This window comes from Streptomyces sp. NBC_00597 (assembly GCF_041431095.1).
Taxonomy (GTDB): Bacteria; Actinomycetota; Actinomycetes; order Streptomycetales; family Streptomycetaceae; genus Streptomyces.
Genome location: NZ_CP107757.1, coordinates 1,472,829 through 1,497,791 on the forward strand (window position 1 = coordinate 1,472,829; position 24,963 = coordinate 1,497,791).

Consider the following 24,963-nt stretch of genomic DNA (forward strand, 5'->3'; position numbering starts at 1 on the left):
CCCGTCGGCGATCGACCCGTGGCCTGATCTCAACGTGTTCGTGGGGTGCTCCGGCGAATGGCCACGGAGCCCCGGTGACCGATGGGTACGGTGTGGCCATGGATTCCACTAGCGCCACCGATGAGAACGCCACGCGAGCCGGGGCCGTCAAGGCGACCGCCCGCCGCCTGCTCGTGGAACTGGGGGCCGCCGGACTGTCCCTGGAGGCCGTCGCCAAGGACAGCGGACTGGCCGTCGCCGACGTGGAGGACGCCTTCCCGCACCGCGACGACCTGTTGACCGCGCTCGTCATCGATGCCTACGACGACTCCGCCGCCGCGATGGAGCGGGCCGACCAGAGCGCCGTCGCCGCCGGTGCGTCGGCCGGGGTGCGGCTCCTCGCCGTGACGCGCGCGCTGCGGGACTGGTCCTTCGCCAACTCCCCCGAGTTCACGCTGATCTACGGCTCTCCCGTGCCCGGTTACCACGCCCCGCAGGACACCGTCCCGGCCGCCGCACGCACCCCCGCGGTACTGGCGGGCATCGTGCGGTCCGCGCTGGCGGACGGGGAACTCACCCCTCCCCGACGAGTGGTGCCCGGACCGCCGCTGCTCCTGCCCGAGGCCGTGGCGCTCTTCGGCGGCACTCCGCAGGCTCCGTTCTCGGACCTGATCGAGCGCGGCATCGCACTGTGGAGCAGCCTGATCGGCCTCCTCGTGTTCCAGGTCTTCAGCCGTACCCACGACAGCGTCCGGGACGAGTCCGCGTACTTCGACTTCGCCATCGCCGTGGCGGCCGAGGGCATCGGCCTGACGGTTCCGCTGGACGAGAAGACCCGCACCAGGCCGTGAACACCACCAGGACCCTCTGCTTCGCGATCGCGGCACTGTCGTCCTACGCCGCGCTCGCCTACCGGCTCTGCCAGGTGGGGCGCAGCTGGCGGGACAACGCCTACCGCGCCCTGGTCGTCACCCTGCTGCTCCAGTGCCTCACCTTCACGATGGGCGCCGTCGCCATGGGGGGCGAGAGCTTCCTGGGCGTCGGGAACCTCGCGATCCTGGTGATGCACGTATCGGCGGTCGCCTTCTGCGTCAGCGCGCAGATCATCCTGCTGCGCTGGGCGACGGCCACCGAGGAAGCGGTGCGCAGGGTGCGCTACTGGCTGGTGACCGGCGTCGCCCTCAGTGCGCTCCTGATCGCGCTCTTCTTCATCGCCGACGGTCCGGACCGCCCCGCCTCGGACTTCAACACGGGCAGCGGCCGGCCGCTGGTCCTCACGTACCTCCTGGTCTTCATCGTGTCCCAGGCGGTCCCGTGCGTGACCATCTTCCGCCAGTGCGGGCCGTACGCCCGGATGACGGGCAAGGCCTCGCTGCGGCAGGCACTGCGGCTGCTCTCGGTCGCCGCCGTGGTCCTCTTCCTGTACTGCCTGTGCCGGACGGTGAACATCCTCACCGCCGCGTGGGGGATCGACATCGGCGTCTGGCAGGTCGCGGCGTCCGTCTTCAGTGCGGCGGGCATCGTCGTGCTCTCCCTGAGCCTGACCATCTCCTCCTGGGAGTCGTCGGCGGCCAAGCTGCTGGAGTGGGTGCGCAGATACCGCTCGTACCGGGCCCTCTACCCGCTCTGGCGGGACCTGTACGAGGCCTCCCCGGACATCGTCCTGGAGCCGTCGGGCTCGGCCGCGGTCTCCGACCTGAACTACCGCCTGCACCGTCGGGTCATCGAAATACGGGACGGGTGGCGGGACTTGCGCCCGTACATCGACCGCTCCTCCCCCGCCGGCACCGGGGCGGCGGATCCAGGGGGAAGCGGCGAGTACCGGCAGGCGTTCGCCGAGGCGACGCAGATCAGGCAGGCCCTGCACGCCAAGCGCACCGGTACGGTCCCCGTCGACAGCAAGGACGCCGGCGACTTCGACGACCGCGATCCGGACAACTTCACCGCGGAGGTCGCCTGGCTCGCCCAGGTCGCTTCCGTCTACCGCAAGATCGGCCGGGCCCGGGCCGGCCCCCATCCCCCGAGGGCCGGCCCGGGCCCGGCCGATTCGACTGACGCCCCACTCGGCTACCCCCGTAAGCAAAGTTAGCTGTCAGCTATCGGCGAGCTCCCACGGTGGCGGACTCACGCCAGATTGTCAACTGACCGCTAATCTGCAAAACTGGAAAATAGCTGAGAGCAATACCGAGGAGGTGGGGGGAGGGAGATCCGCAGTGTCCGAGACTGACGACCGGCCCGTACTGGCAGTGCGTCTGGACAACCTCTTCAAGACGGTTCGTCCCAAGGGGAAGCACTGGACCAACGCCGAAGTGGCCGAGGAGCTGAAACGGGCCAACCCCGACCTCAAGGCGGGCGGGGTGTACCTGTCCCAGCTGCGGACGGGCAAGCGCTCCAACCCCTCACCGGAGCTACTGGCCGCCCTCGCCCGGTTCTTCGGCGTATCGGTCGCCTACTTCTTCGACGACAAGGTCGCCGAATCGGTGCTCGGCGAGGTCGCCGCCATCGAAGCCCTGCGGCAGGCGGGCGTCCGCTCCGTGGCGATGCGCGCGGCCGGCATGAAGAAGGAGAACCTCCAGGCCATCACGGCCATCATGGACCAGTACCGGCAGATGCAGGGCCTTCCCCCCGTCACCGACCCCGCGGACCCCGCAGACCCCTCGCACCGCGCGGACCATTCGGACCCGGAGTGAGGGTCCCCGGCAAGGGACGGTCGGCCGACCAGGACCGCCGCAGCCGGCTCAAGAAGCTCCGCAAGGACGGCGCGCGCCGACTCGCCGCGCTGGACCTGCCGGAGGGAGCCGACGTCGCCGAGCTCTGCCGCTACCTCGGCGAGATCCGCGACCGGCCCATCACGCTGGTGCCCATGCCGATGCCCGCGTCACAGCCGTGCGGCATGTGGGTCGCCGCTCGCGACGAGGACCTCATCTTCTACGACGCCAACACCACCAGCGCGCATCAGGAGCACATCATCTTGCACGAGCTGGGACACATCATCTGCTGCCACCGCGGGGCGGGCCTCCTGGACGAGGCGAGCTCCCGCATCCTCTTCCCCAACCTCGACCCCGACCTCGTACGCGACATGCTCCTGCGCGCCACCTACGACGACGTCCAGGAACAGGAAGCGGAGGTCATCGCCTATCTGCTGTCCCAGCGGCTGGGCGGCGGCGCGGAACGCGACGCGATGCCGGCGACCGGCGGCGCGGACGCGTCCGCGGACGGGGAGGCAACCGGCGAGTCGGCCACGCTCGACCGCATCGAGCGCACGCTGTTCTGAATCACCCCCCATCACTCCCCTGTGGCCGCCACCTCCTCGGCCAGGACGGCCACGGCGTGGCGGATGTCGCCTTCGGTGTGTTCGCTGGTGATGAAGAACCGCAGCCGCGCGAGCCCCTCTTCCACTGCGGGGTGGAAGATCGGGTCCGCGATGACACCGCGGTCGAACAGCCGGTCCGCGACGCGCAGGGTCCGCTCGGAACCATCCAGCAGGCACGGCACGATCGGCGTACGGGCACTGGAGCCCGTCGCCAGACCGGCCTCGGCGGCCAGGCCGAGGAACAGCTCCGCGTTCCGCTGGAGCGTGCGCACCCGCTGCGGTTCTGCGGCGATCAGCTCGGCGGCGGCCAGCGCCGCGGCCGCGTTGGCGGGGGTCAGGCCGACGCTGTAGACGAAGCCGGGCAGCGTGTGCCGCAGCCACCGCACCGTCCGCGCCGAGCCTCCCAGGTAACCGCCACAGCTGGCGAAGGCCTTGGAGAGGGTGCCCATCCACAGGTCCGCTGCGGAGCGATCGACGCCGTAGAACTCGCCCACCCCGCGGCCGTGTTCGCCCACGGTGCCGATGCTGTGCGCCTCATCGACCAGCAGCAGGGCGCCGTAACGCTTCTTCAGCTCGACGACCGCAGGCAGGTCGACCATGTCGCCGTCCATGCTGTACGCGCCCTCGACGGCGATCAGTACCCGCCGGAAACGGGACCGGTTGACCCTCAACATGTGTTCCAGCCGGCCCATGTCGTTGTGGGCGAACGGACGCCGGGCCGCCCCGGACAGCGCGCATCCCTGGAGGATGCTGTCGTGGGCGAGCGCATCGTGGAGGACGAGGTCGCCCGCGGCGACGAGGTGCCCGATCGCGGTGACGTTGGTGGCGTGCCCGCTCACCAGCGCCAGGCAGTCCTCGACGCCGAGGAACTCGGCGAGCACCCGCTCCAGCCGTACGGTCAGGTCCCGCTCGCCGGACAGCATCCGACTCGCGGAGACCGAGGTCCCGTAGCGGTCCACCGCCCTGTGCGCGGCCTCGCTGACCACCGGATGGCCGGAGAGCCCCAGGTAGTTGTAGCTGCCGAAGGAGAGGTACGACCGGCCGCCGATCAGGGTCGTGTCACGGATGGTGCCCTCGTGGACGCGGAAGTACGGGAAGCCCGCGCCACTGGCGTCGATCGCGCGCACGCGCTCCTCGAACTGCCGTACTTCGGGGAAGTCGTCGACGCACGTGGTGGCGGTGTTCGGGTCCACGGTGTCGGGCCGCGGGGGCGGCGGCCCACCGGATGGCGGCGGATCGGTGGCGTGCGGGGCGACCAGCGTGATCAGCCGCTCGATGGTCAGTCCGGGGGCGTACAACTCGTCGGATGAGAAGCCGGGCACGCGCTGGCCCATGACGACTTCCAGCTCTTGCAGCATCAGGGAGTCGAAGCCGAGATCGGTCGTCAGCGTCATCCGTGTACTCAGGTCGGAGAGGGGGAAGACACCCGTCCGCGACACCGCTTCGAGTACGACGGACGCCGCGGACCCGCCTCCGTCGGCCCGCGCCGCCTCGGGCGCGGGCCCGGGCGGGCGCCCCGCGTCGGGCGGCTGCGCCACCTGGTCCGACACCTGGTCCGCCGGCTCGTCCCGTGCCTGGCCCGGCGCCTCGTCCGGTGCCTCGTCCGGTGCCTGGTCCGACGCCTCTCGGGCCGCCCCGTCCACCACCCAGTGGTGCCGCGGGGCGAGCGGACTCGGCGGCAGGGTGCACGGTGGTGTCCGCACGGTCGCCGCCGCGCCGGTGGTGACCGTGTCGTCCTGCGCCGGCGTCCGTCCGGGCCCGGAGTCTGCGGTGCGGCCCGCCGCCACGGTCTCGGCCGCCGCGGTCAGCCGGTCTACGGCGTCCCCGGGGTCCCGCACCACCAGGGCCAGCCGCTGCACGAGGGGAGTCCGGCGGGCCAGGGTTGCGGCCACCTCGGCCAGCGGCGGCCGGTCGACGGCGATGGTGTGCGCGAGTTCCCGGGCGTAGCGGGCCAGCCCGGGCCGGTCCCGGGCGCTCAGCACCAGGAGGTGCGGTCGCCCGTCCGGCGCCGGCGGGGCGGGGGCCGTGGCGCACTCCTCCACCACCAGATGGACGCCGGTGCCTCCGAATCCGAAGGCGCTCACCCCTGCCCGGCGGGGCTGCCCGGACTCCGGCCACGGGGTCGCCTGCGTCGGGATGGTCAACCGCGCCGCTTCGAGCCCGGCAGGGTCGGCCGGCTCTAACTCCGGCTGCGGCGGTATCACTCCCCGGTGCACGGCCAGAACGGTCTTGACGAGTCCGGCGATCCCCGCGGCGTTCAGCGAGTGCCCCACCACGGCCTTCACCGCACCGAGGAACGCGGGCGCGGCGTGGTCACCGCGCAGCTCGCGCAGGACGGCGACCTCGACCGGATCACCGACCCTCGTCCCGGTGCCGTGTGCCTCCAGGTACCCCACCGAGTCCGGGCCCAGTCCCGCGTCCCGGTAGGCCCGGCGCAGGGCCCGCAGCTGGCCGGCCGCTTCGGGGTGCATGCCGCCCTGCACGGTCCCGTCGTTGGCGGTGCCCACCCCGCGGATCACCGCGTAGACCCGGTCGTCCGCTGCCAGCGCGTCGGCCAGGGGTCGTAGCACGAGGACTCCTGCGCCCTCCCCCAGGACGAATCCGTCGGCCTGCGCACCGAAGGGCAGGCACCGGCCGCTGCGCGAGAGGGCGCCGATCCGGCTCAGCCCCACCAACAGGTCCGGAGCAAGGATCATTTGGGCGCCGCCGGCCAGTGCGATGCGGCTGCGGCCCGCGCGCAGGGCGAACACGGCGTTGGCCACGGCCATGAGCCCGCCGGAACACGCCGAGTCCAGCGCGTAGCTCTCGCCGTGCAGGTCGAAAACCGAACTGATCGTGTTGGGACCCATGTTGAGGAGGAGCCCGGCCACGGACGTGCCGTGCAGCCCGTCCACCGCGCGGACCGTCTGCGCCCACCGCGGATCGGCAGCCCGCGCGCCGAACTCACCGCCGGCCAGCTGCCGCATCCGTATCCGCATGGTGCTGAGTTCCCGGTAGCCGCTCTCGGTGAGCGACGTGATCACCGAGGTCTCCTCGCGGTCGAAGCCGTCGGTCTCCCACCCCGCGTCCTGGATGGCCTCCCGCGCGAGGTCGATCAGCAGCCGGTGCTGGGGGTCCATCGATCTGGCCCGGCGGGGTGGGATGCCGTAGTGCGCCGCGTCGAAGTGGCCCACGTCCGGCAGCAGGGCCATGGTGTCGGTGTACGCGGAGGACGTGTCGCGGAGGTCGTCGGAGAGGAAGGCGGCGGAGCGCCACCGCTCGTCGGGGACGGTGGAGAACTGCGGCTGCGGGGCGGTGAGGAGCTGCCAGTACCGGTTGACGTTCGGCGCCCCCGGGAACCTGCAGGCCATCCCCACGATCGCGATGTCGTCGCGCCGCGCTCCCCCGGCCGGGCTCGCTGTGCCGCCGCCCTCGGCCGGGGGCGTCACCGGGGTGTGGCCAGTCGTTCGCGCCACCAGTCCACCGTCGCCTTGACCTGCTCGTCGACGGGGGTGGCGCGGACGGTGAACTCGGCTTCGTAGGCACTCGAATCGACGATGAAGGGCCGGTCGAACTGGTAGCGGATCTCTTTCAGTTCCCGGAGCAGCGGCGAGAAGAGCGCGGCTGCGCCGAACACTGCGGGCGGCAGCCGGCGCACCGCCACCGGCGCAGTTCCGGCCCGGGCCGCGAGGAGGCCCACCATCTCGCGGACGGACAGGGCGGGTTCCGTCGGAACGTGCCAGGCCCGCCCCCAGGCCCGTTCCTCGCCCGCGACTTCGACCATGGCCCGCGCCACGTCGGGGAGGTAGCTCCAGCTGTGCGGGGCGTCCGGGTCCCCGAGGGTGGAGACCGACTTTCCGCGCAGCAGCGGGGGCATGACCCGACCGGCCAAGTGTCCGCCGTCGGTCACACCTGGCCCGAAGAAGTCGCAGGCCCGTACCTCGACCGCTTTGATGCGGCCCTCCTCGTGCAGTGTGCGCGCCGCCTCCCAGCCGGCGGCGCGGACCCGCCCCTTGGGGCCGGTCGCCGCGAGGGGCCCCGCCTCGGTGATGGGGCCGTCCACGGGTCCGTAGCCGTAGAGGTTGCCCAGCATGACCAGGACGGCCCCGGTCGACTCCGCCGCCGCGCAGACGGACGAGATCAGCGGCGGCCATTGACGCGCCCAGTGGTGGTAGGGCGGGGCGGCGCACTGGTGGATGGCTGCCGCGCCCCGTGCGGCCGCGGCCAGGCGTCCACTGTCCGTCGCGTCGAGGGCGACGTGCTCGATACCGGGCTCCGCGCTGCGGCCCGATCTGGTCACGACCCGCACCGAATGGCCCTGCTCGACCAGAAGTCGGGCGGTGGCGGCCCCTGCGGGCCCGAATCCCATGACGACATGAAGGCTCACGGGCGAACACTAGCGCGAGCACCCGTCTCCCCAACGGGCTTTGGCCCCACCGGTCCCGCGGGGTTCTGCCGGGGGCCAGGGCATCATGACGGGGCCCACCGGACGCGCCCCGCGCCCGACCTAGGCGTTGGTCATGGACACGACACTCAGACCCTGACTACTGTTCGTTCGAACGAACAACAGGAGGGTATTGGGATGCGCATCACCGGATCAACCGTTCTCCTCACCGGGGTCACCGGCGGCATCGGCCTCACGCTGGCCCGCACGCTCGCCGCGAAGGGCGCGAAACTGGTGGTCACCGGGCGTCGCGAGGACGCCCTGAAGGCCGTGGCCGACGAACTCGGAGCGCGGGCCGTCCTCGCCGACCTCGCGGACGCGGCCGATGTCGCACGGCTGGCCGCGGAGTGCGCCGGGACCGACATCCTCATCGCCAATGCCGCCCTCCCGTCGAGCGGCGATCTGCTCGACTACACCCCCGAGCAGATCGACCGGTCCCTCGCCGTGAACCTGCGGGCGCCGATCATGCTGGCACGCTTGCTCGCCCCCCGGATGGTCGATGCGGGTCAGGGCCACATCGCGCTGATCGGCTCGATCTCCGGGAAGGCCGCCACCAAGTCGTCCTCCCTGTACAACGCGACGAAGTTCGGGCTGCGCGGCTTCGCGCTGGCGTTCCGTCAGGACCTGCACGGCACGGGCGTGGGGGTGTCGCTCATCCAGCCGGGATACGTCCGCGACGCCGGCATGTTCGCCGCGACCGGCGCGAAGACCCCCGCCGGCGCACGGACGGTGTCGCCCGTGCAGGTGGCGCGGGGCGTCATCCGGGCCGTCGAGCGCAACCAGTGCGAAGTCAACGTCGCACCCGCCGAGTTGAAGGCGCTCGTCGCGATCGCCGGGCAGTTCCCCGCCTTCTCCGAGCGGGTGCAGAGCCGTGCCGGGGTGGACGGCACGGTGCGCAGCATCGTCGAGGCGCAGCGCAAGAGCCGCTGACCGAGTGGCGGGGCCGCCTCCCGGTCATGTCCGGGCCGGGAGGGCGAGGTCCTTCGCCTCGCTGTGCACGGTCACGTCGCTTCCGTCGACGGAGATCGCCGACGGGGAGAGGCCGAGTGGCAGCTCCGGTATCTTGCGTTCCGCCGCCTTGAGCGCGGCCACGATCCGGGGGTTGGCCGGGTCGAGGGGACGGCCCGCCAGGGAGGCCGCGGTCGGTTCGAGCGTGACGGTGTCACCGGTGAGCGTGAGCGCGGCGGTCACGACGAGCGGTACCCCCATGACGGACCGGGTGATCTCCAACCGCCCGTCGTGCCCGGTCAGCCGGACGTCCGGGCCGCGTTTCGCCCCGAGCGCGTCGAGCGGGACCTTGAACTCGGCCCTCGCCGCGGCCGCCGAGTACCCGCCCGGCTTCTTGGACACGTCGCGCAGGTCGAAGGCGGCGGTGACGGGCAGTCCGTCCCGTGTCTCGGCGCGGCCCTCGACCTCCACTTGCGGGTAGGTGCCGGCCGCCGCGTGCCACAGGAAGGGGAAGCCGTCGATGGAGACGTTCGGCGCCGCCACCAGGGCGCTCTGCCGTGCGGCGATCCGGTCGGCCATGCGGCCCTCGGCGACGCCGGCGGCGACGCGGTCGGCGAGTACGAGGCCGACGAGCAGCCCGCTTGCGCCCGCGAGGGCCCAGCGCCGGGTTCGTCGCGGACGGCTCGCAGCCGTGCCGTGTCCGGCGGCGCGCGCGGGAGCTTCGGACGGAGCGGTGCGGTTCATGCGTTCCTCACGGGTTCGGGTACGGGTGTCTCGCCGCCGCCTTCGATGTGCATCTGCGGCAGCAGCCGGTCGAGCCATCGGGGCATCCACCAGTTGGCCTTGCCGAGCAGGACCATCGTGGTGGGGACGAGGAGCCCGCGGACGACGGTGGCGTCGAGCGCGACCGCGGTGGCGAGGCCGACCCCGAACATCTTGACGACGGGGTCGTCCCACAAGAGGTAGGCGAGGAAGACGCACACCATGATCAGCGCGGCCGAGGTGATGATCCTCCCGGTCCTGCCGAGGCCGGCGATCACCGAGCCGTGGTTGTCCCCGGTCGCCAGCCATGCCTCGCGGACGGCGCTCAGCAGGAAGACCTCGTAGTCCATGGACAGCCCGAACAGGACCGCGAACATCAGCAGCGGTACGTACCCGGGGACCGGCACGGGCCCCGGCAGGTCGAGCGGCGCCGCTCCCCAGCCCCACTGGAAGAGCGCGGTGAGCACACCGTAGGCGGCAGCCACCGAGAGGAGGTTCAGCACGGCCGCCTTGGCGGCGACCAGCGGGGAGCGGAAGGCCAGCAGGAGGAGCAGCGCGGCGATGGCGAGGACGAGCCCGATGACGGCGGGCAGGCGCTGCGCGAGCCGGTCGTTGAGGTCCAGCTGGGTCGCGGGGACGCCGCCGACGTGGGCTTCCCGGCCGGTGTTCCGGGTGACGGGCGGGAGGGTGCTGTCGCGCAGGCGGTGGACCAGGCCGGCGGTGTCCGGATCGCCGGGCGCAGTGGTGGGGGTGACCTGCCAGCGAACGGTCCTGCCGTCGCGGCTCAGCTGCGCCGGTCCGACCGCGGCGACCCCGCTGGTGTCCTTCAGTGCTTCGCCGACGGCCGTGACGGCCGGGTCCGTGGGTCCGGACGCCGGCTTCGGCAGCCGGTCGGTGACCTGGAGCGGTCCGTTGACGCCGGGGCCGAATGCGGCTTCGAGGCGGTCGTAGGCCGTACGGCCGGCCGTCCCGGGGGACTTGTCGCCGCCGTCGAGCTGGCCGAAGGACAGCTGGGCCGCGGCGAGTGCCGGCAGCACGAAGAAGGCGAGGCCCGCCAGCAGGTACCGCCAGGGCCGGTCGGCGACGTGCCGGGCGACGCGCGCCCAGCCGCGCTCCGGCGGCCGGGGGGCCTCCGGCAGGTCGGCGGCCTGCGGGGCGGTCGGGGTGTCGGGGACGGTCGGGGTGTCGGGGACGGTCGGGGCCTCCGGCAGGTCGGCGGCGTGCGGGGCGGTCGGGGTGTCCCGTGCGACCAGGGCGTCCCCTGCCACCGGGGCGGGGGCCAGGCGCCGTCCCAGCAGGGAGAGCAGCGCAGGCAGCAGGGTGAGGGTGGCCGCCATGGCGACCAGGACGGCTATGCCGGGTGCGAGCGCCAGTGCCCGGAGCAGGGGCAGGCCGCCGAGGGCCAGACTGGCGAGTGCCGCGATGACCGCGGCGCCGGCGAAGGCCACGGCCTTGCCCGAGGCCCCGGTCGTGAGGGCGGCGGCGTCCTCGATCCCCTTCCCGGTGGCGAGCAGTTCACGGAAGCGCGTGAGACAGAAGAGGCTGTAGTCGATGCCCACACCGAGCCCGATCATCGCGGCAATGGTGGCGCCGGCGGACGGCATGTCCATCAGGTGGCCGGTCAGGCCGATCACCGCGAGCGAGATGCCGACGCCCACGACGGCGACGGCCAGCGGCACCGCGGCCGCGATCGGCTTGCGGAATCCGAGGTACAGGACGGCGAAGGCCGCGACGAGCCCGATGATCTCGCTGCGCCGGGTGGACTTCTTGTCGGCCGCGGCGGCGAGGTTGCCACCGGGCGTGACCTCGATCCCGGCTGCTGCGGCCGGTTCGGCGGCGTCCACGAGGTCGTGGGCGATGTCCGCGGTGATGTCCCGGCCCGCCACGTCCAGTTCGACGGACAGGTAGGCGGTGTGTCCGTCGGGTGCGAGGGCCGCAGCACCGGCCGGCTCGTACGGGGTGGTGACGGCGACCACGTGGTCGCGCCCGGCCAGGGCGCGGGCCGCCTCCTGGACGGCGTCGCGCGCGCGGGCCGAGGTGAGCGGCACGCCGTCCGCGGGGGTGTGCAGGACGAGGGGCTGGCGGCCCGACGCGGAGTCGGCGAAGACGCGCGCGGCGTCCTGGGCGGCCTGACTGTCGCTGCCGGGTATGGAGACCGATTCGGTGGTGGCGCTGCCGAGCACGCCCACCGCCGCGGCCAGGCTCACCAGCAACAGGAGCCAGGCTGCGGCGACCCGCTTCGGTCGACGGGCGCACCAGCGCCCCAGGGTGACGAACATGCGGGCATCATTGCACTCGTAGTGCAATTAATTCAACGCGGGTGGGACGCGGCGAGCACCGGGGCGGGCACTGCGCCCCCATTTGCGACAATGGCGACGAGCGAGGCCGGGAGGGGTCAACGTGCAGCAGTCGGCTCAGCAGCCAGAGGAACGACTCACGGACGGCCGCGCCGAGCGCAGCCGACAGTCCCGCGTGAAGATCGCGGACGCGGTACTGGCCCTGCTCGACGAGGGGGAATCGCACTTCCCCGCGGAACGCGTCGCCGAGCGCGCCGGCGTTTCCCGCCGACTGGTCTTCCACCACTACGCCGACATGTCCCAGCTGGTCGAGACGGCCATCGCGAGGCGCCTGGAGCAGCTGATCGAGCAGATCAGGCCCCTACCGACGGACGGTCCGCGGGCCGCACGGGTCTCGGCGCTCACGGAGCAACGCGCACGGATCCTGGAATGGATCACACCGGCCCAGCTGACCCTGCTGCGCCTGGAGCAGCCCGGTGACCGGATCAGCGAGGTCAAGCGGGAAGTCCTGGACTTCGCACGGGCACGGCTGGTCGAGATCTTCGGCGAGGAGCTCGACCGGGCGCCCGCCGGGCGCAGGACCGAACTGCTCCACGGGCTGGACGCCGTGACCACGTGGGGCGCCTGGTACCACTGGCGCAGCAGCGGCCTGAGCGTCGAGGCCGCAACCCGGACGATGGAAACGGCCGTGCACGCCCTGCTGGCCACCACGGACACGGCCTAGCGCCCCGACCCGCTCACTCCCCGCCGACTCCGACGCCGGCGCCGGCTTCGGCCCGGGACAGCACCAGGACGTCCCGCGATCCGGGCTGCCGGGGCTGCGGGTGCTCGTTCCCGTCGCGCGAGAGCCGCCGGTGCAGGGCGGGGCCGCCCACCGCGATGGCCACGCACAGTAGGGCCGCGGTGATCGGGCTCGGCTCGGGGATCCACAGGCCGAGCAGGCCGTCGACGATCAGGGCCGCGGCGACCAGCAGTACCTTGCCCAGCAGCAGGCCGGAGTGCAGCCGGTGGTCCGCTGGCCGGCCGAGTCGGGCCCGACGGCGCTGGAGCAGGGCCATCGCCGCTCCGGCGCACACGACGAGGGCGAGGACGCGCAGGGCGTGTTCCCAGGCGGTGGTGTCCGAGCCCATGACCCAGACCGCGCCCATCACGATCCCCGCGAGGCCGTACGCCCGGTTTCGGATTCGGGTTCGGCTCTTCGGCATGACTGCCTCCTGCCCCCGGGACATACGGACCACAAACAACTTGCACTTCGAGTGTCATAACCTTGGGTGTCGTCCGTCAAGCCCCTCGAAGCCCCCTTTTTCGTCGACCCGGCCGGGCCGGTCGGCCCGACGGGGTCGGCAGGCGCCGATGCCTGCGCTGCTGGGGGACGGTCGCGGGCGCCGGAGCCCGTCACTGAACGGGCCGCCCGCTTTCGGGCCGTCCGCGGGCTTCGACTAGGGTCGGCAGGGCAGCGACCATGAACCACTTCGACCACGAGGAGCAGCCGTGAGCCGGCCGGCGTCCACCGTTCTGCAGCAGGAGATCGCCCGGGAACTCCAGGTGTCGGAGTCCTTCGACGCACACCGGGAGATCGAGCGCCGGGTGGCCTTCCTGGCGGAAGCCCTCACCTCGACGGGCCTGCGCTCCCTGGTGCTCGGGATCAGCGGCGGAGTGGACTCCACCACGGCCGGACGGCTGTGCCAGCTCGCCGTGGAGCGGGCCCGCGAAGCCGGGCACGGGGCGACGTTCCACGCGATGCGGCTGCCGTACGGTGTCCAGGCCGACGAGAAGGACGCCCAGCTCGCGCTCGGTTTCATCAACGCCGACCGGGTGCTGACGGTGGACGTCAAGCCCGCCAGCGACGCCGCGCTGGAGGCCGCCCTCGCCGGCGGCACCGTCTTCCGGGACGCCCACCACCAGGACTTCGTACAGGGCAACATCAAGGCCCGCCAGCGCATGATCGCCCAGTACGCGGTGGCCGGCGCCCACGACGGCCTGGTCGTCGGTACCGACCACGCGGCGGAGGCGGTGTCCGGCTTCTTCACGAAGTTCGGCGACGGCGCGGCCGACCTGGTCCCGCTGACCGGGCTGACCAAGCGCCGGGTGCGCGCCCTGGCCGACGTCCTGGGCGCCCCCGCCGAGCTGGTCTGGAAGACCCCCACGGCGGACCTGGAGACCCTGGACCCGGGCAAGGCCGACGAGGACGCGCTGGGTGTCACGTACGACGACATCGACGACTTCCTGGAGGGCAAGCCGGTCGACGAGCGCGCCTTCGACACGATCGTCCGCCGCTACCGCCTGACCGAACACAAGCGCCAACTCCCGATCGCCCCGACCCACTGATCGCGGCCGGGGCGGCGCCCCGCGCCGCCCCGTCCCCCACCACGCACTGCTGCGCCTACCGGTGGCTAGGCCGCCAGACCCAGGAACGCAGTTGCGCCGCGGTTGCCCTCGCGCAGGCCTCCGGAACCACGTGCAGCCAAGGCACGGTACGCACCGCCGCCCCGCCCCCGACCGGGCAGGTCGGGGGCGGCGCTCCTACGATGGGTGGAGCACCTCGGGGGCTCGGGGACGCTCGTCTCGTCGACCCTGGGCAGAGGTGACCGATCATGGGCCGGTACCACCCGTTCCCCGGACGGCGGCGATCGCGCCGGACGACCGTACCCGCCGTCGCGGCCCTGCTGCTCGCCGCACTGTGCGCGGGCACCGACCCCGCCCGGCCCGCCGCCGCCTGCGCGCGCGAGAACTTCGATCCCGCGACCGTGCAGAAGCTGGACGCGGCGATCACGAAGATCATGAAGGAGGCCGGGGTCCCCGGCGTCAACATCGGCCTCTGGATGCCCGGCCGCGGCGTGTACGAGAAGTCCTTCGGCATCGCGGACAAGCAGACCGGCACGCCCATGAAGTCCGACCTGTACACCCGCATCGGCAGCGTCACCAAGACCTTCACCGTCACCGGGGTCCTCCAGCTGGTCGACCGGGGCGAGGTCCGCCTCGACGACCCCATCTCCCGGTACGTCTCCGGCGTTCCCGGCGGGGGCGCCGTCACGCTGCGCCAGCTGGCGGACATGCGCAGCGGTCTCTTCGACTACACGACGGACGAGGCATGGCTCGCGGGAATGCGCGCCGACCCGCACCGCTCGTACACCCCGCGCCAGCTCCTGGACGTCGCCTTCAGCCATCCCGCGAACTTCAAGCCCGGCGCCAAGTGGCAGTACAGCAACACCAACACCGTCCTGCTCGGGATGCTGGTCGAGAAGGTCAGCGGCCAGGGCCTGGGCGACTACCTCCGCGATCACGTGTTCACGCCGCTGAAGCTGCGCGGCACCTCGCTGCCCGGCGACAGCGCCATGCCCGACCCGCACGCCCACGGGTACACCGATTTCACCCCGAAGGGCGCCGTCGCCGACGCCACCAACTGGAACCCCTCCTGGGCCTGGGCCGCCGGCGGGGTCATCTCCGACCTGAACGACATGCACACCTGGGCCCCCGCGCTCGCGGACGGTCGGCTGCTGACCAGGAAGACGCAGGCGGAGCGGCTCAGGACACTGCCGATCGGGAACGTTCCCGGCGCCTCGTACGGCCTCGGCATCCTCGACTTCAACGGCTGGCTCGGCCACAACGGCGAGCTGCCCGGCTACGAGACCATCGCCGCCCAGCTCCCCGCAGAGAAGGCCACCCTCGTCGTGTTCGTCAACAGCGACATGGACCACCACGGCAAGAACCTGTCCGGCCTGATCGGGAACGCGGTCACCTCGATCGTGACCCCCGATCACCTCTGGCCCGCGCCGGTGGCCGCTCCGCCGAAGTAGTCCCCGGGTCGGGCCTGCGGTGACGGGGCCGCACGTGGGCGGTGGATGCGGCCCGTGTGACCATGGCCCCTTTGGCACATCCGCACCTCATGGGGGGACCATGCGCACCCGTACCACCTTCCTCTCGACCGGCCTCGCCGCCGCTCTCGCCGCGTTGCTCGTGCTGACCGGCTGCACCACGTCCGGTGACGGCCCGCACGGGAAGGGCGCCAGCAGCGCCGCCGCTCCCGCTCCGGTCGCGCCGGGCGGCGGCGCCGGGTACGAGGGCCCCCGCCCGCAGGACCAGAACCTGCTCGCCTGGACCGGCGACCCCAACGACGCGGGCCACGTCACCGCCCAGTCCGCAGCCGGGGTCGGCGGCCGGGTCACGCTGGTGCGGATCGTGCTGCGCGAGCAGATCACCTGGTCCAACGTCTGGTTGGGGCTGGCCGGCATCGACCCGAACGCCCAGCTCTCCCAGTCCTACCTCGGCGTCTACGACGCCGGCGGCACCCTGCGCGCGTCGACCGCGGACATCTCGCCCCAGCTGATGACCGACGCGATCGCCAAGCCGCTGCCGCTCGCCAAGCCGTTCACCGCAGCCCCCGGCACCTACTTCATCGCCCTGCTCCTCAACGGCACCTGGGCCACCAACGCACTCACCCTCAAGTCCACGGGCGCCGGGATCTCGGTCAACGCGGGCCTGACCCCGCCGAACCTCCGCTACAGCACGGTCCTGACCGGCCAGACCTCCCTGCCGGCCACCGTGAACCTCGCCGAGCAGTCCACCAGCACCATCAACACCGGCTGGGCCAGCCAGTGGTACGCCGTCTCCTGAACCGGCCCACGGCGGCCGCGCCCCGGCCGGCCGCCGCAGCGGGTGCGGGGTGCGCCCGGATGGGGGAAGCTGGGCTGGACCCATGAGGGCGGGACCCGAGCCGCGAGGAGGGCTTCGTGGACGCTTCACAAGAGGGCGGGCTCGCTCCCGCACCCAGAGCCAGGATGCGGACGGTCACCCTGCTGTGCGCGGCCACGGCCCTCGTGGCCGGCGCCGTACCGGCATCCGCGCAGACCCGGGCCGCCCCCCGGGATCCCGACCCGGTCGTGGTCGTCGACTGCTTCTCCCGGGCCCGCGTGCGGCCCGAGGAGTACCTGCTGGCCTGCGGCGACGGAAACAACCGTCTCGTGGGGCTGCGCTGGGACTCCTGGGGCAAGCGGACCGCGACGGCCACCGGCACCGACATGGTGAACGACTGCACCCCGTACTGCGCGGCGGGCCGCTTCCGCCCGTACCCGGTCACGGTGACGCTGAGCCACCCGCAGCGCTGGCCCGAGCACCCCGACGTGCAGCGCTACACCACCATCCGGCTCCTCTACACCGACACCGCGCCGCACCCGGTCCCCAAGGACGTGACGTACAAGCTCGTCTACTGAGCGGGAGCCGGGACGGGAGCCGGGACGCGACCCGGCTCACGTCCCGGCTCGCGAGCCGACGCGACGCCTATGCGTCGCGGCGAGCGGTGATCAGGTAGTCGGCCTCCTCCAACAGCCGTGCCCGCCGCTCGTCTTCCCGGACACCCTCGACCTCTCCCCGCAACGCCAGCTCGCTGCGCAGAACGGTCGCCCGCGGCACCGGGATCCGCTGTCCGGGCTTCTCGGTGAAGGGCTGCAGCTCCGCTGCCGAGACCTGGGCGTCCTGCGACGAGCCGCGGCGGAGCGAGAGGAACACCCGGGCCAGCCAGTCGGCCGGGATCTGGACCATGAGATCAGTCATGTCCGGGAAACGACGGGCCGCCCGCACCGTGACTGCCCCTCCCCCGCCCGGCGCAGCGGCCGGCCGGGCGGGAGGTCAGCCGACCCCCGGCTCGTGACAGGCGGTGGAGATCGCCGACATCCATGCGAAGACCGCCTCGCGCTGATCCGGCGCCAGTCCCGCCTGCAGCTCGGCCTCCCGTCGTCGGACGGCCGGGAGCGCGTCCTCGTAGCGGGTCGCTCCGAGACCGGTGAGGTGCACCTGGTGCGTCCTGCGGTCGGTGGGGTGCGCGGAGCGGGTGATCAGCCCGTCGCGTTCGAGGGCCGCGAGCATCTCGTTAGCGGCCTGGCGGCTGCTCCCGACCGAACGGGCCAGCTGCGCGACCGACATGCCCGGGGACGACTTCACGATCATCAGGGTCGCGAACTGCGGCACGGTGAGGCCGAACTCCTCCAACTCGGCCCCGATCGCGGCCCGCATGCTGAGCCAGGTGTGGCGGACCAGGAAACTCAGCACGCGATCGTGGCTGTTCTCGCCCACGTGACGACCTCCGAACTCAGTTTGATTGACAGGAACTTGACGAGTTTGCCAGGATGGCGCGGCAGAACGTCAGGTACCTGTCGATTCTAGCGCGCGACAGCGCCGAACCCTCCCGAGCCGAAGGCAGTCACGCATGTCATCCGCCATCCACCCGCCGCCATCAAAGCCACAGTCGCAGCCACATCCACCGCGATCCCGTCAGCGGCTCATCCTGGGCGTTCTCGTCTTCGCCCAACTCCTCATCTGGCTCGACGGCACCATCCTGTCCACCGCCTTCGAGACGCTGAGCGACCCCGTGACCGGCCTGGGTGCCACGCCCGGCCAACTCCAGTGGGCCACGGGCGCCTACACGCTGGCCTTCGCCGGGCTGATGTTCACCGGGGGCGCCCTCGGCGACCGGTTCGGCCACCGCACCACCCTGCTCGCGGGCATGGCCCTGTTCGGCGCGGCGTCGGCCTTCGCCGCCTACGCCTCGACGTCCGGCCAACTCGTCGCGGCGCGGGCCGTGATGGGCGCCGGGGCCGCCTTACTCGTCCCGGCCACCATGGCGGTGGTGAGCTGGACGTTCGAGCCCGAGCAGCGACCGGCCGCCTTCGGCACGCTGTCGTCCTTCGCCGGGGTCGGCATCGCCGCGGGGCCGATCCTGGCCGGCGGGCTGCTCGCCCGGTTCTGGTGGGGTTCGGTGTTCCTCGTCAACGTGCCGGTGGTCCTCCTCGGCCTCGGGTTCATCGTGCGGTTCGTGCCGAACTCCCGCAGCCCGCAGGTCCGCCGCCTCGACCCGGCGGGGCTGATCCTGTCGACGGGCGGCCTGGGCCTGCTCGCGTACGGTCTGATCCGCGCCGGGCAGGACGCCTCCTTCACGCAGCCGCGCGTGTGGGGATGCACCGCCGCGGGCATCGCGCTGATCGCGGCGTTCGTCGTCACCGAACTGCGCATCTCCCAACCCAGTTTCGACCCCCGGTTGTTGGCGCAGCGCCGCTTCGCCACCGGGAACATCACTCTGATGACGGTCTTCCTGGCGATGACGGCGGGCTCCTTCTACCTCGCCTTCTACCTGCAGGGCGCGCGCCAGTACTCGGCGTTGGACGCCTCGTTCCTCGGGCTTCCGGGCGCGCTCGGCGTGATCGTCGGCTCGCCGATCGCCGTCCGGCTGACCCGTCGGACGTCGGTCCGCCTCGTCTGCACGACCGCGCTGGGCGTCGCGAGTCTGGCGATGGGCTCCTTGGCCCTGTTCGACGCGACCACGCCGATCGCCTGGTACTCGGTGGTCATGCTGGTGCAGGGCACTTCGATCGGGATGGTGATCGCTCCCGTCACGGGTGCCGTACTGGGCTCCCTGCCCCTGGAGCAGGCCGGCGCGGGCAGCGCGGTCAACAGCACGCTGCGCCAGACCGGCAGCGTGTTGGGGATCGCGGCCGGCGGTACGATCACGTCGCTCGCCTACCGCGCCTCGATCGAAGGCTCGCTGACGGGTCTTCCGGATCCGGTGCAGAGCCAGGCCCGCGTCTCGGCCGAGCTCGCCCGGCACGTGGCCGCCGCGACGCACGACCCCCGGCTGGCCGAAGCGGCCGACGCGGCGTTCATCCACGCCATGCACGTCGGAGCCCTCTGGACCGCGGGATTCGCACTGGTCGGCGCGGCGGTCCTGGCGTTCGGATTCCGCCCGCAGCGCCGCCCCGGGCAGGCGAACGGCCCCCGCCCGACCCTCGCGACGGGCCGGACGGCCTCCTGAACCCGAACCGGAGCGGCGCCGGGCCCGGCCTGATCCGGAAGACGGCCCGGGCTCGGCGCCACGCCCCCGATGGGTGCCGGCGGGCGTGGAGATAACCTGGCACTCATGCGATCGCTGATCACCGCCATCCGCGAACACGACGGGGCCGCCCAGTTCCTCGCCTGGCCGGCGGACTTCGACCTGGACCGGGACGATCACGTCGAGGAGGTCCACCTCGCCTCGGGCGCCGCGCTGGAGGGCTTCGCCGGCGACGGCTGCGGCGGCACCTTCTTCTTCTGCGGAGAAGGCGGCGAGGAACGTCCCGTCCTGTACGCGGACTCCGAAGGGGGCGCCGCGCTGGTCGCGATCGGCTTGCCCGAACTCCTGCGGCTGCTGCTGGTCGTCCCCTGGTGGCGGGACTGCGGCACGTTCACCGTGGAGGAGAGCCGGCAGATAGCGGACGACTACCTGGAGGACATGCCGGACCTGTTCGCGCAACGCGACCGGGCCGCAGCAGCCCTCGGCCTCGAACTTCCCGCCGAGGAGGACGTCCTGGCCCGTCTGCGTGAGGTGGCCGTCGTGGCCGGAGGGGACTTCGTCCTCGTCTTCACACCGGAGGACCAGCCCTACCGGTCCCTCTTCGGGAGTTGAGACGGCGCTCCGGGCCGCGGCCTCGTCCGGCCGCGGCCCGGAGCGGCGCCGCCCGGCTCAGCTCTTCTTGAGCTCGTCGATGCAGAGCACGAACTGCTTGCCCGAGCTGCGCCGGGAGCCCCTCATCTGCTCGTGGTAGCCGATGTCCGACTTGCCCTGGCACTGGCTCGTGTCGAGGGTGTCGGGGATCACCTTGACCACCTTGTAGCGGGCGGTGGCGCCACCGCACTCGACCACCTGGAGGTCGGGGCTCACGGTGGTCCCCTTGTTCGTCAGGCAGTCCCCGACCTCCGCCTTGTCGGCATCGTCCTGGCTGGCGAAGTAGCCCACCACGCACGCGATGACGACGATCACGCCGACGATGATCTTGAGGATCTTCATGACCCCCAGACCCCCGCTCCGGGCGGGCGGCGGGGGCGGGGCGAACTGCTGCTGCGGGAAGGGGTACTGCTGCTGCGGCTGTCCGTAGCCCGGCTGGGGCTGCTGTCCGTAGCCGGGCTGCTGCGGGTGCCCGTATCCCGGCTGGGGCGGGTATCCCTGCGGCGGCTGCTGGGCGTGCGGGACGGGCTGGCCGTAGGGGCCGGGGCCGCCGGGGCCCGGCTGTGGCGGGTAGGTCATGCGGGAAATCCCCCGTAAACGCGTGCGATTACATGTTTGACGTGCGCACGCTATATCAACCCACCGTCACCAGCCGCATCGCGGCGCCGGCCCGGGCAGTGTCAGGAGCCGGCCGCGCGGAAGGCGGTGGCGCGGACGGTGTTGCCGCAGAGCGCGAACTCACTGCCGTCCGCGGGCGCCAGCTGGTAGCGACCGCCGGCGACACCCACCACCATCGTCGGCGCGACGAAGGGGTCGGCGCCGGAGGCGCAGTAGCCGTCCGCCTCACCGAGCACCGGTGTGAACGAGAGCTGCGCGGAGGCCCGGCCTCCGGGCGCCAGCTGCACCGGGGCGGACCGCCCCTGGTTGAGCACCCGTAGGGGCTTGTTCTTGTCCGGCGAGCCCTGGCCCGCGAGGGCCACGCTGGGGAAGCCCGTCAGCACGCACGCCTTCGGACCCTTGTTGGTCACCGTGATCACCGCCCCGGACCCGGTCGACTGCGCACTGGTCGCGGCGATCTGCTTGCTGGTGCACGCGGCCGCCGGGGCGCGTGGGGCGTCCCCGGTGGCAGCTGTCCCGGACCCGGCACCCGCCATCAGGCCCCCGGCGACGAAACCCGCCACGAGCAGTACGGACGAGGCCTTGAGGGCGCCACTTCGCGTTGCGCATTTCATGGGTTGTCCTCCACGGTGAACGGCGCGGATCGCGGGCGGCCCGGAGCCCGGGCCGCCCGCAAGCGCCGGAGCGCTGCCCGGGAGCGTCACAAGGGCGGTCGACGCCTCTGCGCTCGGGGCCTGCCTCCTCCCAGCGTCCCACCAAACCGTCCCGTCGGCCGGTTCACGCCCCGGCGTGGAGGTGGGCCGCCCACAGGAGTGGGGCTCGTCTGCGGTCATGGCCGGGCGGCAGGTCGTCGCCGTCCCGGACCTGTCGGACGGCCGCGTGCAGGGCACGGGCGGCCCGGTCGGGGTCGACGGCCGCCGACTCCGTCCTGAGGCCGTCGTAGAAGGCCCGGGCGATGCCGACGGCGGTCTGGTCGTCGATCTCCCACAGCGTGCCGATGACGTGGGGGAAGCCCGCGAGCTGGAACGCGGAGCTGAGGTCGACGGCCTCGTCGAGGTGGACGGCCTCGTCGAGGAGGTCGGCGGTGTCGGTGGCCGCGGTGCGGCAGGCGGACAGGTAGGCCAGCCTGGCGTGGTCGAGTGCGACGGGGGCGAGGCTCTTGACGGTGAGCGGGTCGTCCGCGTGGTCGTGGAGCAGCAGCCGGCTCCGTGAGGGGTCTGTGGGATCGCTGGTGCCGTGGCAGGCGAAGTGTGCGATCGCGCAGAGCGGCAGGTGTGCCAGTACGTTGGCCTTCGTCGGGTCGGCGGCCGGTGCCGGACCGCTACGTGCGCCGGGCCGGCGGCTCTCCCTGAGGACGATGGGGCGGGGGAAGCGGGCCTCCAGCATCGCGGCCTCGGCGTCAACGAAGCGCAGCCGGCCTCCCCCGGGCAGTCCGGGCGTGGTCGGCATGGCGACGATCAGCGCCCGCCCGGCCGCTGCCGGGTCGTCGTGCCGGTGCCGGCCGCGCTCGCGGGCGTGGCGCAGTGCGCGCACGGTGGGGGTGTAGGAGGAGACGACCCGGTCCATCACCGTGCGCCGGCAGGGGTCGTGCGGCGCGTCGGTGTGGTGGCCGGCGGCGTGCAGCGGGAGGAGGCCCAGCAGTCCGCCCGGCGCCCACCACACACGGGGCAGGTCAGCGGTCCCCCCGGCTTCGGGCGGGGGCGGGCCCGGAAGTCCCAGGGCGTCCAGTACGGGCCCGGCTGCGGCGTCCCACAGCCACTCCAGCACGTCGACGAGCACGGCTTGTGCCTCCACGCTCCCGGCCGGGTCCGCCACAGCCAACGTCGTGTGCAGGGCCTGCCGGAAGGCGTTGACCCGGTCGATCACGGTGGTGCGGTCGAGTCGGGGCAACGGGAGGCTGCGGATGCCCTCGGAGGTGAGGAGGAGCGCGTCGCTGCGGTGGGAACTGACGTTGAAGACCACGATCGGCCCGTGGACCGCCTCGGCCCTGAGTTCGTCGATGCTGGGCGGAAGGGCGAAGGAGGCGAAGCCCTCCCAGGCACGGATCTCGGCCAGGAGGTCGCTGAACTCCGCCGCCAGCCGGGGCCGTTCGTGCCTCACCGCGTCGTGGCGCGGCAATGGGGGCCCCGCGCCGTCGCCCGGGCCGGCCGCGGTGAGCGGGTTCGGGACCCGGTCGGGGCCGTCCCGCAACTCGGTGAACCGGCGCGCGAGTTCAGGATGGCGTTCGCGCAGCTCGGTGAGGTCGCTGCGGTCGTCCAGCGCCTGGCCGAGCAGTACGGCGCGGCCGACCTCCAACATCCCGAGGGCGCGCTCCGCCCGCTCCTGCGCCGTGCCGCCCGGGGCGGCGAGCGCGAGCGCGGCGGCGGTACCGGTCAGGCCCGCCACGTCGCCGATCGCGTGCTGCCGGTCCGGGCGCTCAGGTCTGCGCTGCGCCGTGCGGGGCAGCAGGCGCACCGCCGTGTCCGCTGCTCGCGCCGCCTCTTCCGCCTTGCCGGACCGCGCCAGCAGACGGGCCGCGGACATCCCCGCGTGGATCCGGACCGGCAGCGGGGACGACTCCGCCGCCGATGCCGTCGACCAGGCCTGCACGGCCGCCTCGCGGTCCGCGGCGGTCCGGTCGCGGTCGAACCGTACGAGCAGTGCGTCTGCGAGATTGTCGAGGTAGGTGGCACGCTCGCAGTGGTCGGCGGGAACGGCCTCCGACGCCAGCCGGCCCGCTGCGATCGCTTCGTCCAGGTCCGTGCGGTCTCCGGTCCGGCCGAAGCGGGTCCTCAGGGCGAGGCCGAGGTGGGACAGGTACCGCGCGCGGTCGGGGTGTTCGGCGGGTACGGCGTCGACCGCCTGCCGATGGCGGTCGACGGCGGCGTTCAGGTCCGCGAGGCCTCCGATCCGCTCGTACCGGGCCCGAAGGCCTCCGCCGAGGTGGGACAGGAACATCGCGCGGTCGGGATGGCCGGGGGCCGCCGCCTGCACGGCGCGGAGCCACGTCTCGATGGCGGCGTCCACGTCTTCGGGGAGGCCGGTCCACAGGAACCGGGCCTGGAGGGCGAGCCCGAGGTTCGACAGGAACGTCGGGAGCCCGGGGTGGCCGGCGGGCACCGCGTCCACCGCCCGGCGGCCCGCCTCGACGGCCGCGTCGAGGTCCGTGACGGAGCCGGTCCGCTCGGACCTGATCCGCAGCGCGTTGCCGAGGCTGGACAGGCCCTCGGTCCGGCCGGGGTGACCTCCGGGGAACGCGTGCACCGCTTCCCGGTACCCGGCGATGGCGCCGTCCAGATCCGCCACCGCTCCGGCCCGCTCGAACCGGGCGAGCAGCGCTCTCGCGAGGGTCGTCAGGACGAGCCCCTGGTAGAGGCCGTCCTCCGGGGCGGCCTGTGCCGCCTGACGGAGCAGGCCGACCGCGCCGTCGAGATCCGCCGCCGCTCCGGCCCGTTGGGACCGGACGCGCAGTGCGTCTGCGAGGTTGAAGAGGTACATGGCGCGGCCGGGCCCGTCGGGGGCCGTCGACAGCGCCTCGCGGAAGCGGTCGATCGCGGTGTCGAGATCGGCCGGCGGGCCGCCCCGTCCGAACTTGATCCGCAGTACGTTGCCCAACGCGCTCAGGTGGACGGCGCGGTGGGGATGCCCGGCGGGGAGGGCCGCGACGATGCGCTGCCAAAGGTTCGCCACGGCGGCGAGCCGAACGGGGTCGTCCGACTCCCGCAGGTCCGCGAGGAGTTCGAAGGCGTACCCGGCGGCGCTCTCCGCGATGAGGGGCAGCAACGGTACGGGCAGATCGTCGTCGCCGGCGAGGAAACACGCGGTGAGGGCCCCCACGGCGGCGCGCAGATCCGGCTGGCCCCGGTCGTGTCCCTGGCCCTGGCCCTGATCCTGCTCGTGGCTCTGGTCCGCAGGTGCGGGTATCGCCTGGTGGCGGAACCAGTGGAACCAACCCAGCAGATGGCGGACGACGAGGTCGTCCTCGCCGGACAGCAGCTCCGCGAGCCGCTGCGCGTCGTCGAGGGCACCGGCTTCGACCACGGGGGTCAGGTCCCGGTGGAGCATGACCCGCTCCAGCCGTTCCTCCATCGCCTGCACCGCGGCCGGCCGTACGGTGCGCTCTGGGTCCCCCGCATCACTCACGTCGGGTGATGCTAGTGCCACGGTCCTTGCA

At 72.8% G+C, this 24,963-nt stretch carries 22 protein-coding genes; 12 read left to right on the plus strand and 10 right to left on the minus strand.

The genetic code is table 11. The annotated features are described in order from the left end of the window. Nucleotides 1-98 precede the first annotated feature (98 nt). From OG974_RS06295 to OG974_RS06310, 4 genes are all read left to right on the plus strand, one after another. The gene (locus tag OG974_RS06295; protein WP_327281633.1) at nt 99-830 is read left to right on the plus strand and encodes a WHG domain-containing protein; all 732 of its coding nucleotides are present in this window, start codon (nt 99-101) and stop codon (nt 828-830) included. After that, nucleotides 827-2,068 (plus strand): MAB_1171c family putative transporter, encoded by a 1,242-nt coding sequence (locus OG974_RS06300; RefSeq protein WP_327281634.1) that lies wholly within the window; start codon nt 827-829, stop codon nt 2,066-2,068. The genes OG974_RS06295 and OG974_RS06300 overlap by 4 nt, the downstream gene beginning before the upstream one ends. Before the next feature lie 124 nt (nt 2,069-2,192). After that, nucleotides 2,193-2,669 (plus strand): helix-turn-helix domain-containing protein, encoded by a 477-nt coding sequence (locus tag OG974_RS06305; protein WP_327281635.1) that lies wholly within the window; start codon nt 2,193-2,195, stop codon nt 2,667-2,669. Then, nucleotides 2,666-3,253, plus strand: a complete 588-nt coding sequence (locus OG974_RS06310) for a toxin (RefSeq protein WP_327281636.1) — start codon at nt 2,666-2,668, stop codon at nt 3,251-3,253. Before OG974_RS06305 ends, OG974_RS06310 begins: the two co-directional genes overlap by 4 nt. Before the next feature lie 11 nt (nt 3,254-3,264). Here the strand turns inward: OG974_RS06310 and OG974_RS06315 are convergent, their stop codons facing one another. Together OG974_RS06315 and OG974_RS06320 are read right to left on the minus strand one after the other, a co-directional pair. Next, on the minus strand, nt 3,265-6,747 hold the full coding sequence (locus tag OG974_RS06315) for an aminotransferase class I/II-fold pyridoxal phosphate-dependent enzyme (RefSeq protein WP_371645723.1): 3,483 nt from the start codon (nt 6,745-6,747) through the stop codon (nt 3,265-3,267). Further along, complete coding sequence (locus OG974_RS06320; RefSeq protein ID WP_327281637.1) at nt 6,717-7,658, minus strand: NAD-dependent epimerase/dehydratase family protein; 942 nt, start codon at nt 7,656-7,658, stop codon at nt 6,717-6,719. Before OG974_RS06320 ends, OG974_RS06315 begins: the two co-directional genes overlap by 31 nt. A gap of 195 nt (nt 7,659-7,853) precedes the next feature. On the opposite strand from OG974_RS06320, the gene OG974_RS06325 reads away from it, so the two are divergent. Further along, the gene (locus tag OG974_RS06325; RefSeq protein WP_327281638.1) at nt 7,854-8,645 is read left to right on the plus strand and encodes an SDR family NAD(P)-dependent oxidoreductase; all 792 of its coding nucleotides are present in this window, start codon (nt 7,854-7,856) and stop codon (nt 8,643-8,645) included. A 24-nt stretch (nt 8,646-8,669) separates the two neighbouring features. Here the strand turns inward: OG974_RS06325 and OG974_RS06330 are convergent, their stop codons facing one another. Both OG974_RS06330 and OG974_RS06335 read right to left on the minus strand, forming a co-directional pair. Beyond that, complete coding sequence (locus tag OG974_RS06330) at nt 8,670-9,407, minus strand: DUF2993 domain-containing protein (RefSeq protein ID WP_327281639.1); 738 nt, start codon at nt 9,405-9,407, stop codon at nt 8,670-8,672. Next, a complete protein-coding gene (locus tag OG974_RS06335) occupies nt 9,404-11,704 on the minus strand; it encodes an MMPL family transporter (RefSeq protein WP_371645726.1) in 2,301 nt (766 codons plus the stop codon). The genes OG974_RS06330 and OG974_RS06335 overlap by 4 nt, the downstream gene beginning before the upstream one ends. Nucleotides 11,705-11,825: 121 nt before the next feature. Here OG974_RS06335 and OG974_RS06340 point away from each other — a divergent pair, with 121 nt between their 5' ends. Further along, nucleotides 11,826-12,446 carry a TetR/AcrR family transcriptional regulator gene (locus OG974_RS06340; RefSeq protein WP_327281641.1) on the plus strand — a complete coding sequence of 207 codons (621 nt, stop codon included), beginning with the start codon at nt 11,826-11,828 and terminating at the stop codon, nt 12,444-12,446. 13 nt (nt 12,447-12,459) lie between these two features. Here the strand turns inward: OG974_RS06340 and OG974_RS06345 are convergent, their stop codons facing one another. Beyond that, the gene (locus tag OG974_RS06345; RefSeq protein WP_371645728.1) at nt 12,460-12,927 is read right to left on the minus strand and encodes a hypothetical protein; all 468 of its coding nucleotides are present in this window, start codon (nt 12,925-12,927) and stop codon (nt 12,460-12,462) included. 286 nt (nt 12,928-13,213) lie between these two features. Here OG974_RS06345 and nadE point away from each other — a divergent pair, with 286 nt between their 5' ends. From nadE to OG974_RS06365, 4 genes are all read left to right on the plus strand, one after another. Beyond that, nucleotides 13,214-14,050 carry an ammonia-dependent NAD(+) synthetase gene (nadE, locus tag OG974_RS06350; RefSeq protein ID WP_327281643.1) on the plus strand — a complete coding sequence of 279 codons (837 nt, stop codon included), beginning with the start codon at nt 13,214-13,216 and terminating at the stop codon, nt 14,048-14,050. 266 nt (nt 14,051-14,316) lie between these two features. Continuing rightward, the gene (locus OG974_RS06355; RefSeq protein ID WP_327281644.1) at nt 14,317-15,519 is read left to right on the plus strand and encodes a serine hydrolase domain-containing protein; all 1,203 of its coding nucleotides are present in this window, start codon (nt 14,317-14,319) and stop codon (nt 15,517-15,519) included. Between the two features lie 100 nt (nt 15,520-15,619). Beyond that, nucleotides 15,620-16,336 carry a hypothetical protein gene (locus OG974_RS06360; protein WP_327281645.1) on the plus strand — a complete coding sequence of 239 codons (717 nt, stop codon included), beginning with the start codon at nt 15,620-15,622 and terminating at the stop codon, nt 16,334-16,336. Nucleotides 16,337-16,452: 116 nt separating this feature from the next. Then, nucleotides 16,453-16,932, plus strand: coding sequence for a hypothetical protein (locus tag OG974_RS06365; RefSeq protein ID WP_327281646.1), 480 nt, complete (start codon nt 16,453-16,455; stop codon nt 16,930-16,932). Between the two features lie 67 nt (nt 16,933-16,999). Here OG974_RS06365 and OG974_RS06370 read toward each other — a convergent pair whose 3' ends face one another. Together OG974_RS06370 and OG974_RS06375 are read right to left on the minus strand one after the other, a co-directional pair. Beyond that, on the minus strand, nt 17,000-17,272 hold the full coding sequence (locus OG974_RS06370; protein WP_327281647.1) for a hypothetical protein: 273 nt from the start codon (nt 17,270-17,272) through the stop codon (nt 17,000-17,002). A 75-nt stretch (nt 17,273-17,347) separates the two neighbouring features. After that, a complete protein-coding gene (locus OG974_RS06375; protein ID WP_327281648.1) occupies nt 17,348-17,791 on the minus strand; it encodes a MarR family transcriptional regulator in 444 nt (147 codons plus the stop codon). Between the two features lie 133 nt (nt 17,792-17,924). On the opposite strand from OG974_RS06375, the gene OG974_RS06380 reads away from it, so the two are divergent. After that, nucleotides 17,925-19,523, plus strand: a complete 1,599-nt coding sequence (locus OG974_RS06380; RefSeq protein WP_327281649.1) for an MFS transporter — start codon at nt 17,925-17,927, stop codon at nt 19,521-19,523. Nucleotides 19,524-19,628: 105 nt separating this feature from the next. Next, the gene (locus OG974_RS06385; protein WP_327281650.1) at nt 19,629-20,153 is read left to right on the plus strand and encodes a hypothetical protein; all 525 of its coding nucleotides are present in this window, start codon (nt 19,629-19,631) and stop codon (nt 20,151-20,153) included. A gap of 57 nt (nt 20,154-20,210) precedes the next feature. Here the strand turns inward: OG974_RS06385 and OG974_RS06390 are convergent, their stop codons facing one another. From OG974_RS06390 to OG974_RS06400, 3 genes are all read right to left on the minus strand, one after another. Then, nucleotides 20,211-20,771, minus strand: a complete 561-nt coding sequence (locus tag OG974_RS06390) for a hypothetical protein (protein ID WP_327281651.1) — start codon at nt 20,769-20,771, stop codon at nt 20,211-20,213. A 101-nt stretch (nt 20,772-20,872) separates the two neighbouring features. After that, a complete protein-coding gene (locus OG974_RS06395; RefSeq protein WP_327281652.1) occupies nt 20,873-21,424 on the minus strand; it encodes a DUF4232 domain-containing protein in 552 nt (183 codons plus the stop codon). 163 nt (nt 21,425-21,587) lie between these two features. After that, complete coding sequence (locus OG974_RS06400; RefSeq protein WP_371645732.1) at nt 21,588-24,932, minus strand: CHAT domain-containing protein; 3,345 nt, start codon at nt 24,930-24,932, stop codon at nt 21,588-21,590. Nucleotides 24,933-24,963 lie beyond the last annotated feature (31 nt).

Excerpts from the sequence above, each read along its gene's own strand:
- OG974_RS06295 (WP_327281633.1), top strand. The coding sequence starts at position 99 with ATGGATTCCACTAGCGCCACCGATGAGAACGCCACGCGAGCCGGGGCC.
- OG974_RS06380 (WP_327281649.1), top strand. The coding sequence starts at position 17,925 with ATGTCATCCGCCATCCACCCGCCGCCATCAAAGCCACAGTCGCAGCCA.
- OG974_RS06345 (WP_371645728.1), bottom strand. The coding sequence starts at position 12,927 with ATGCCGAAGAGCCGAACCCGAATCCGAAACCGGGCGTACGGCCTCGCG.
- OG974_RS06335 (WP_371645726.1), bottom strand. The coding sequence starts at position 11,704 with ATGTTCGTCACCCTGGGGCGCTGGTGCGCCCGTCGACCGAAGCGGGTC.
- OG974_RS06325 (WP_327281638.1), top strand. The coding sequence starts at position 7,854 with ATGCGCATCACCGGATCAACCGTTCTCCTCACCGGGGTCACCGGCGGC.
- OG974_RS06355 (WP_327281644.1), top strand. The coding sequence starts at position 14,317 with ATGGGCCGGTACCACCCGTTCCCCGGACGGCGGCGATCGCGCCGGACG.
- OG974_RS06360 (WP_327281645.1), top strand. The coding sequence starts at position 15,620 with ATGCGCACCCGTACCACCTTCCTCTCGACCGGCCTCGCCGCCGCTCTC.
- OG974_RS06390 (WP_327281651.1), bottom strand. The coding sequence starts at position 20,771 with ATGACCTACCCGCCACAGCCGGGCCCCGGCGGCCCCGGCCCCTACGGC.
- OG974_RS06370 (WP_327281647.1), bottom strand. The coding sequence starts at position 17,272 with ATGACTGATCTCATGGTCCAGATCCCGGCCGACTGGCTGGCCCGGGTG.
- OG974_RS06385 (WP_327281650.1), top strand. The coding sequence starts at position 19,629 with ATGCGATCGCTGATCACCGCCATCCGCGAACACGACGGGGCCGCCCAG.
- OG974_RS06395 (WP_327281652.1), bottom strand. The coding sequence starts at position 21,424 with ATGAAATGCGCAACGCGAAGTGGCGCCCTCAAGGCCTCGTCCGTACTG.
- OG974_RS06330 (WP_327281639.1), bottom strand. The coding sequence starts at position 9,407 with ATGAACCGCACCGCTCCGTCCGAAGCTCCCGCGCGCGCCGCCGGACAC.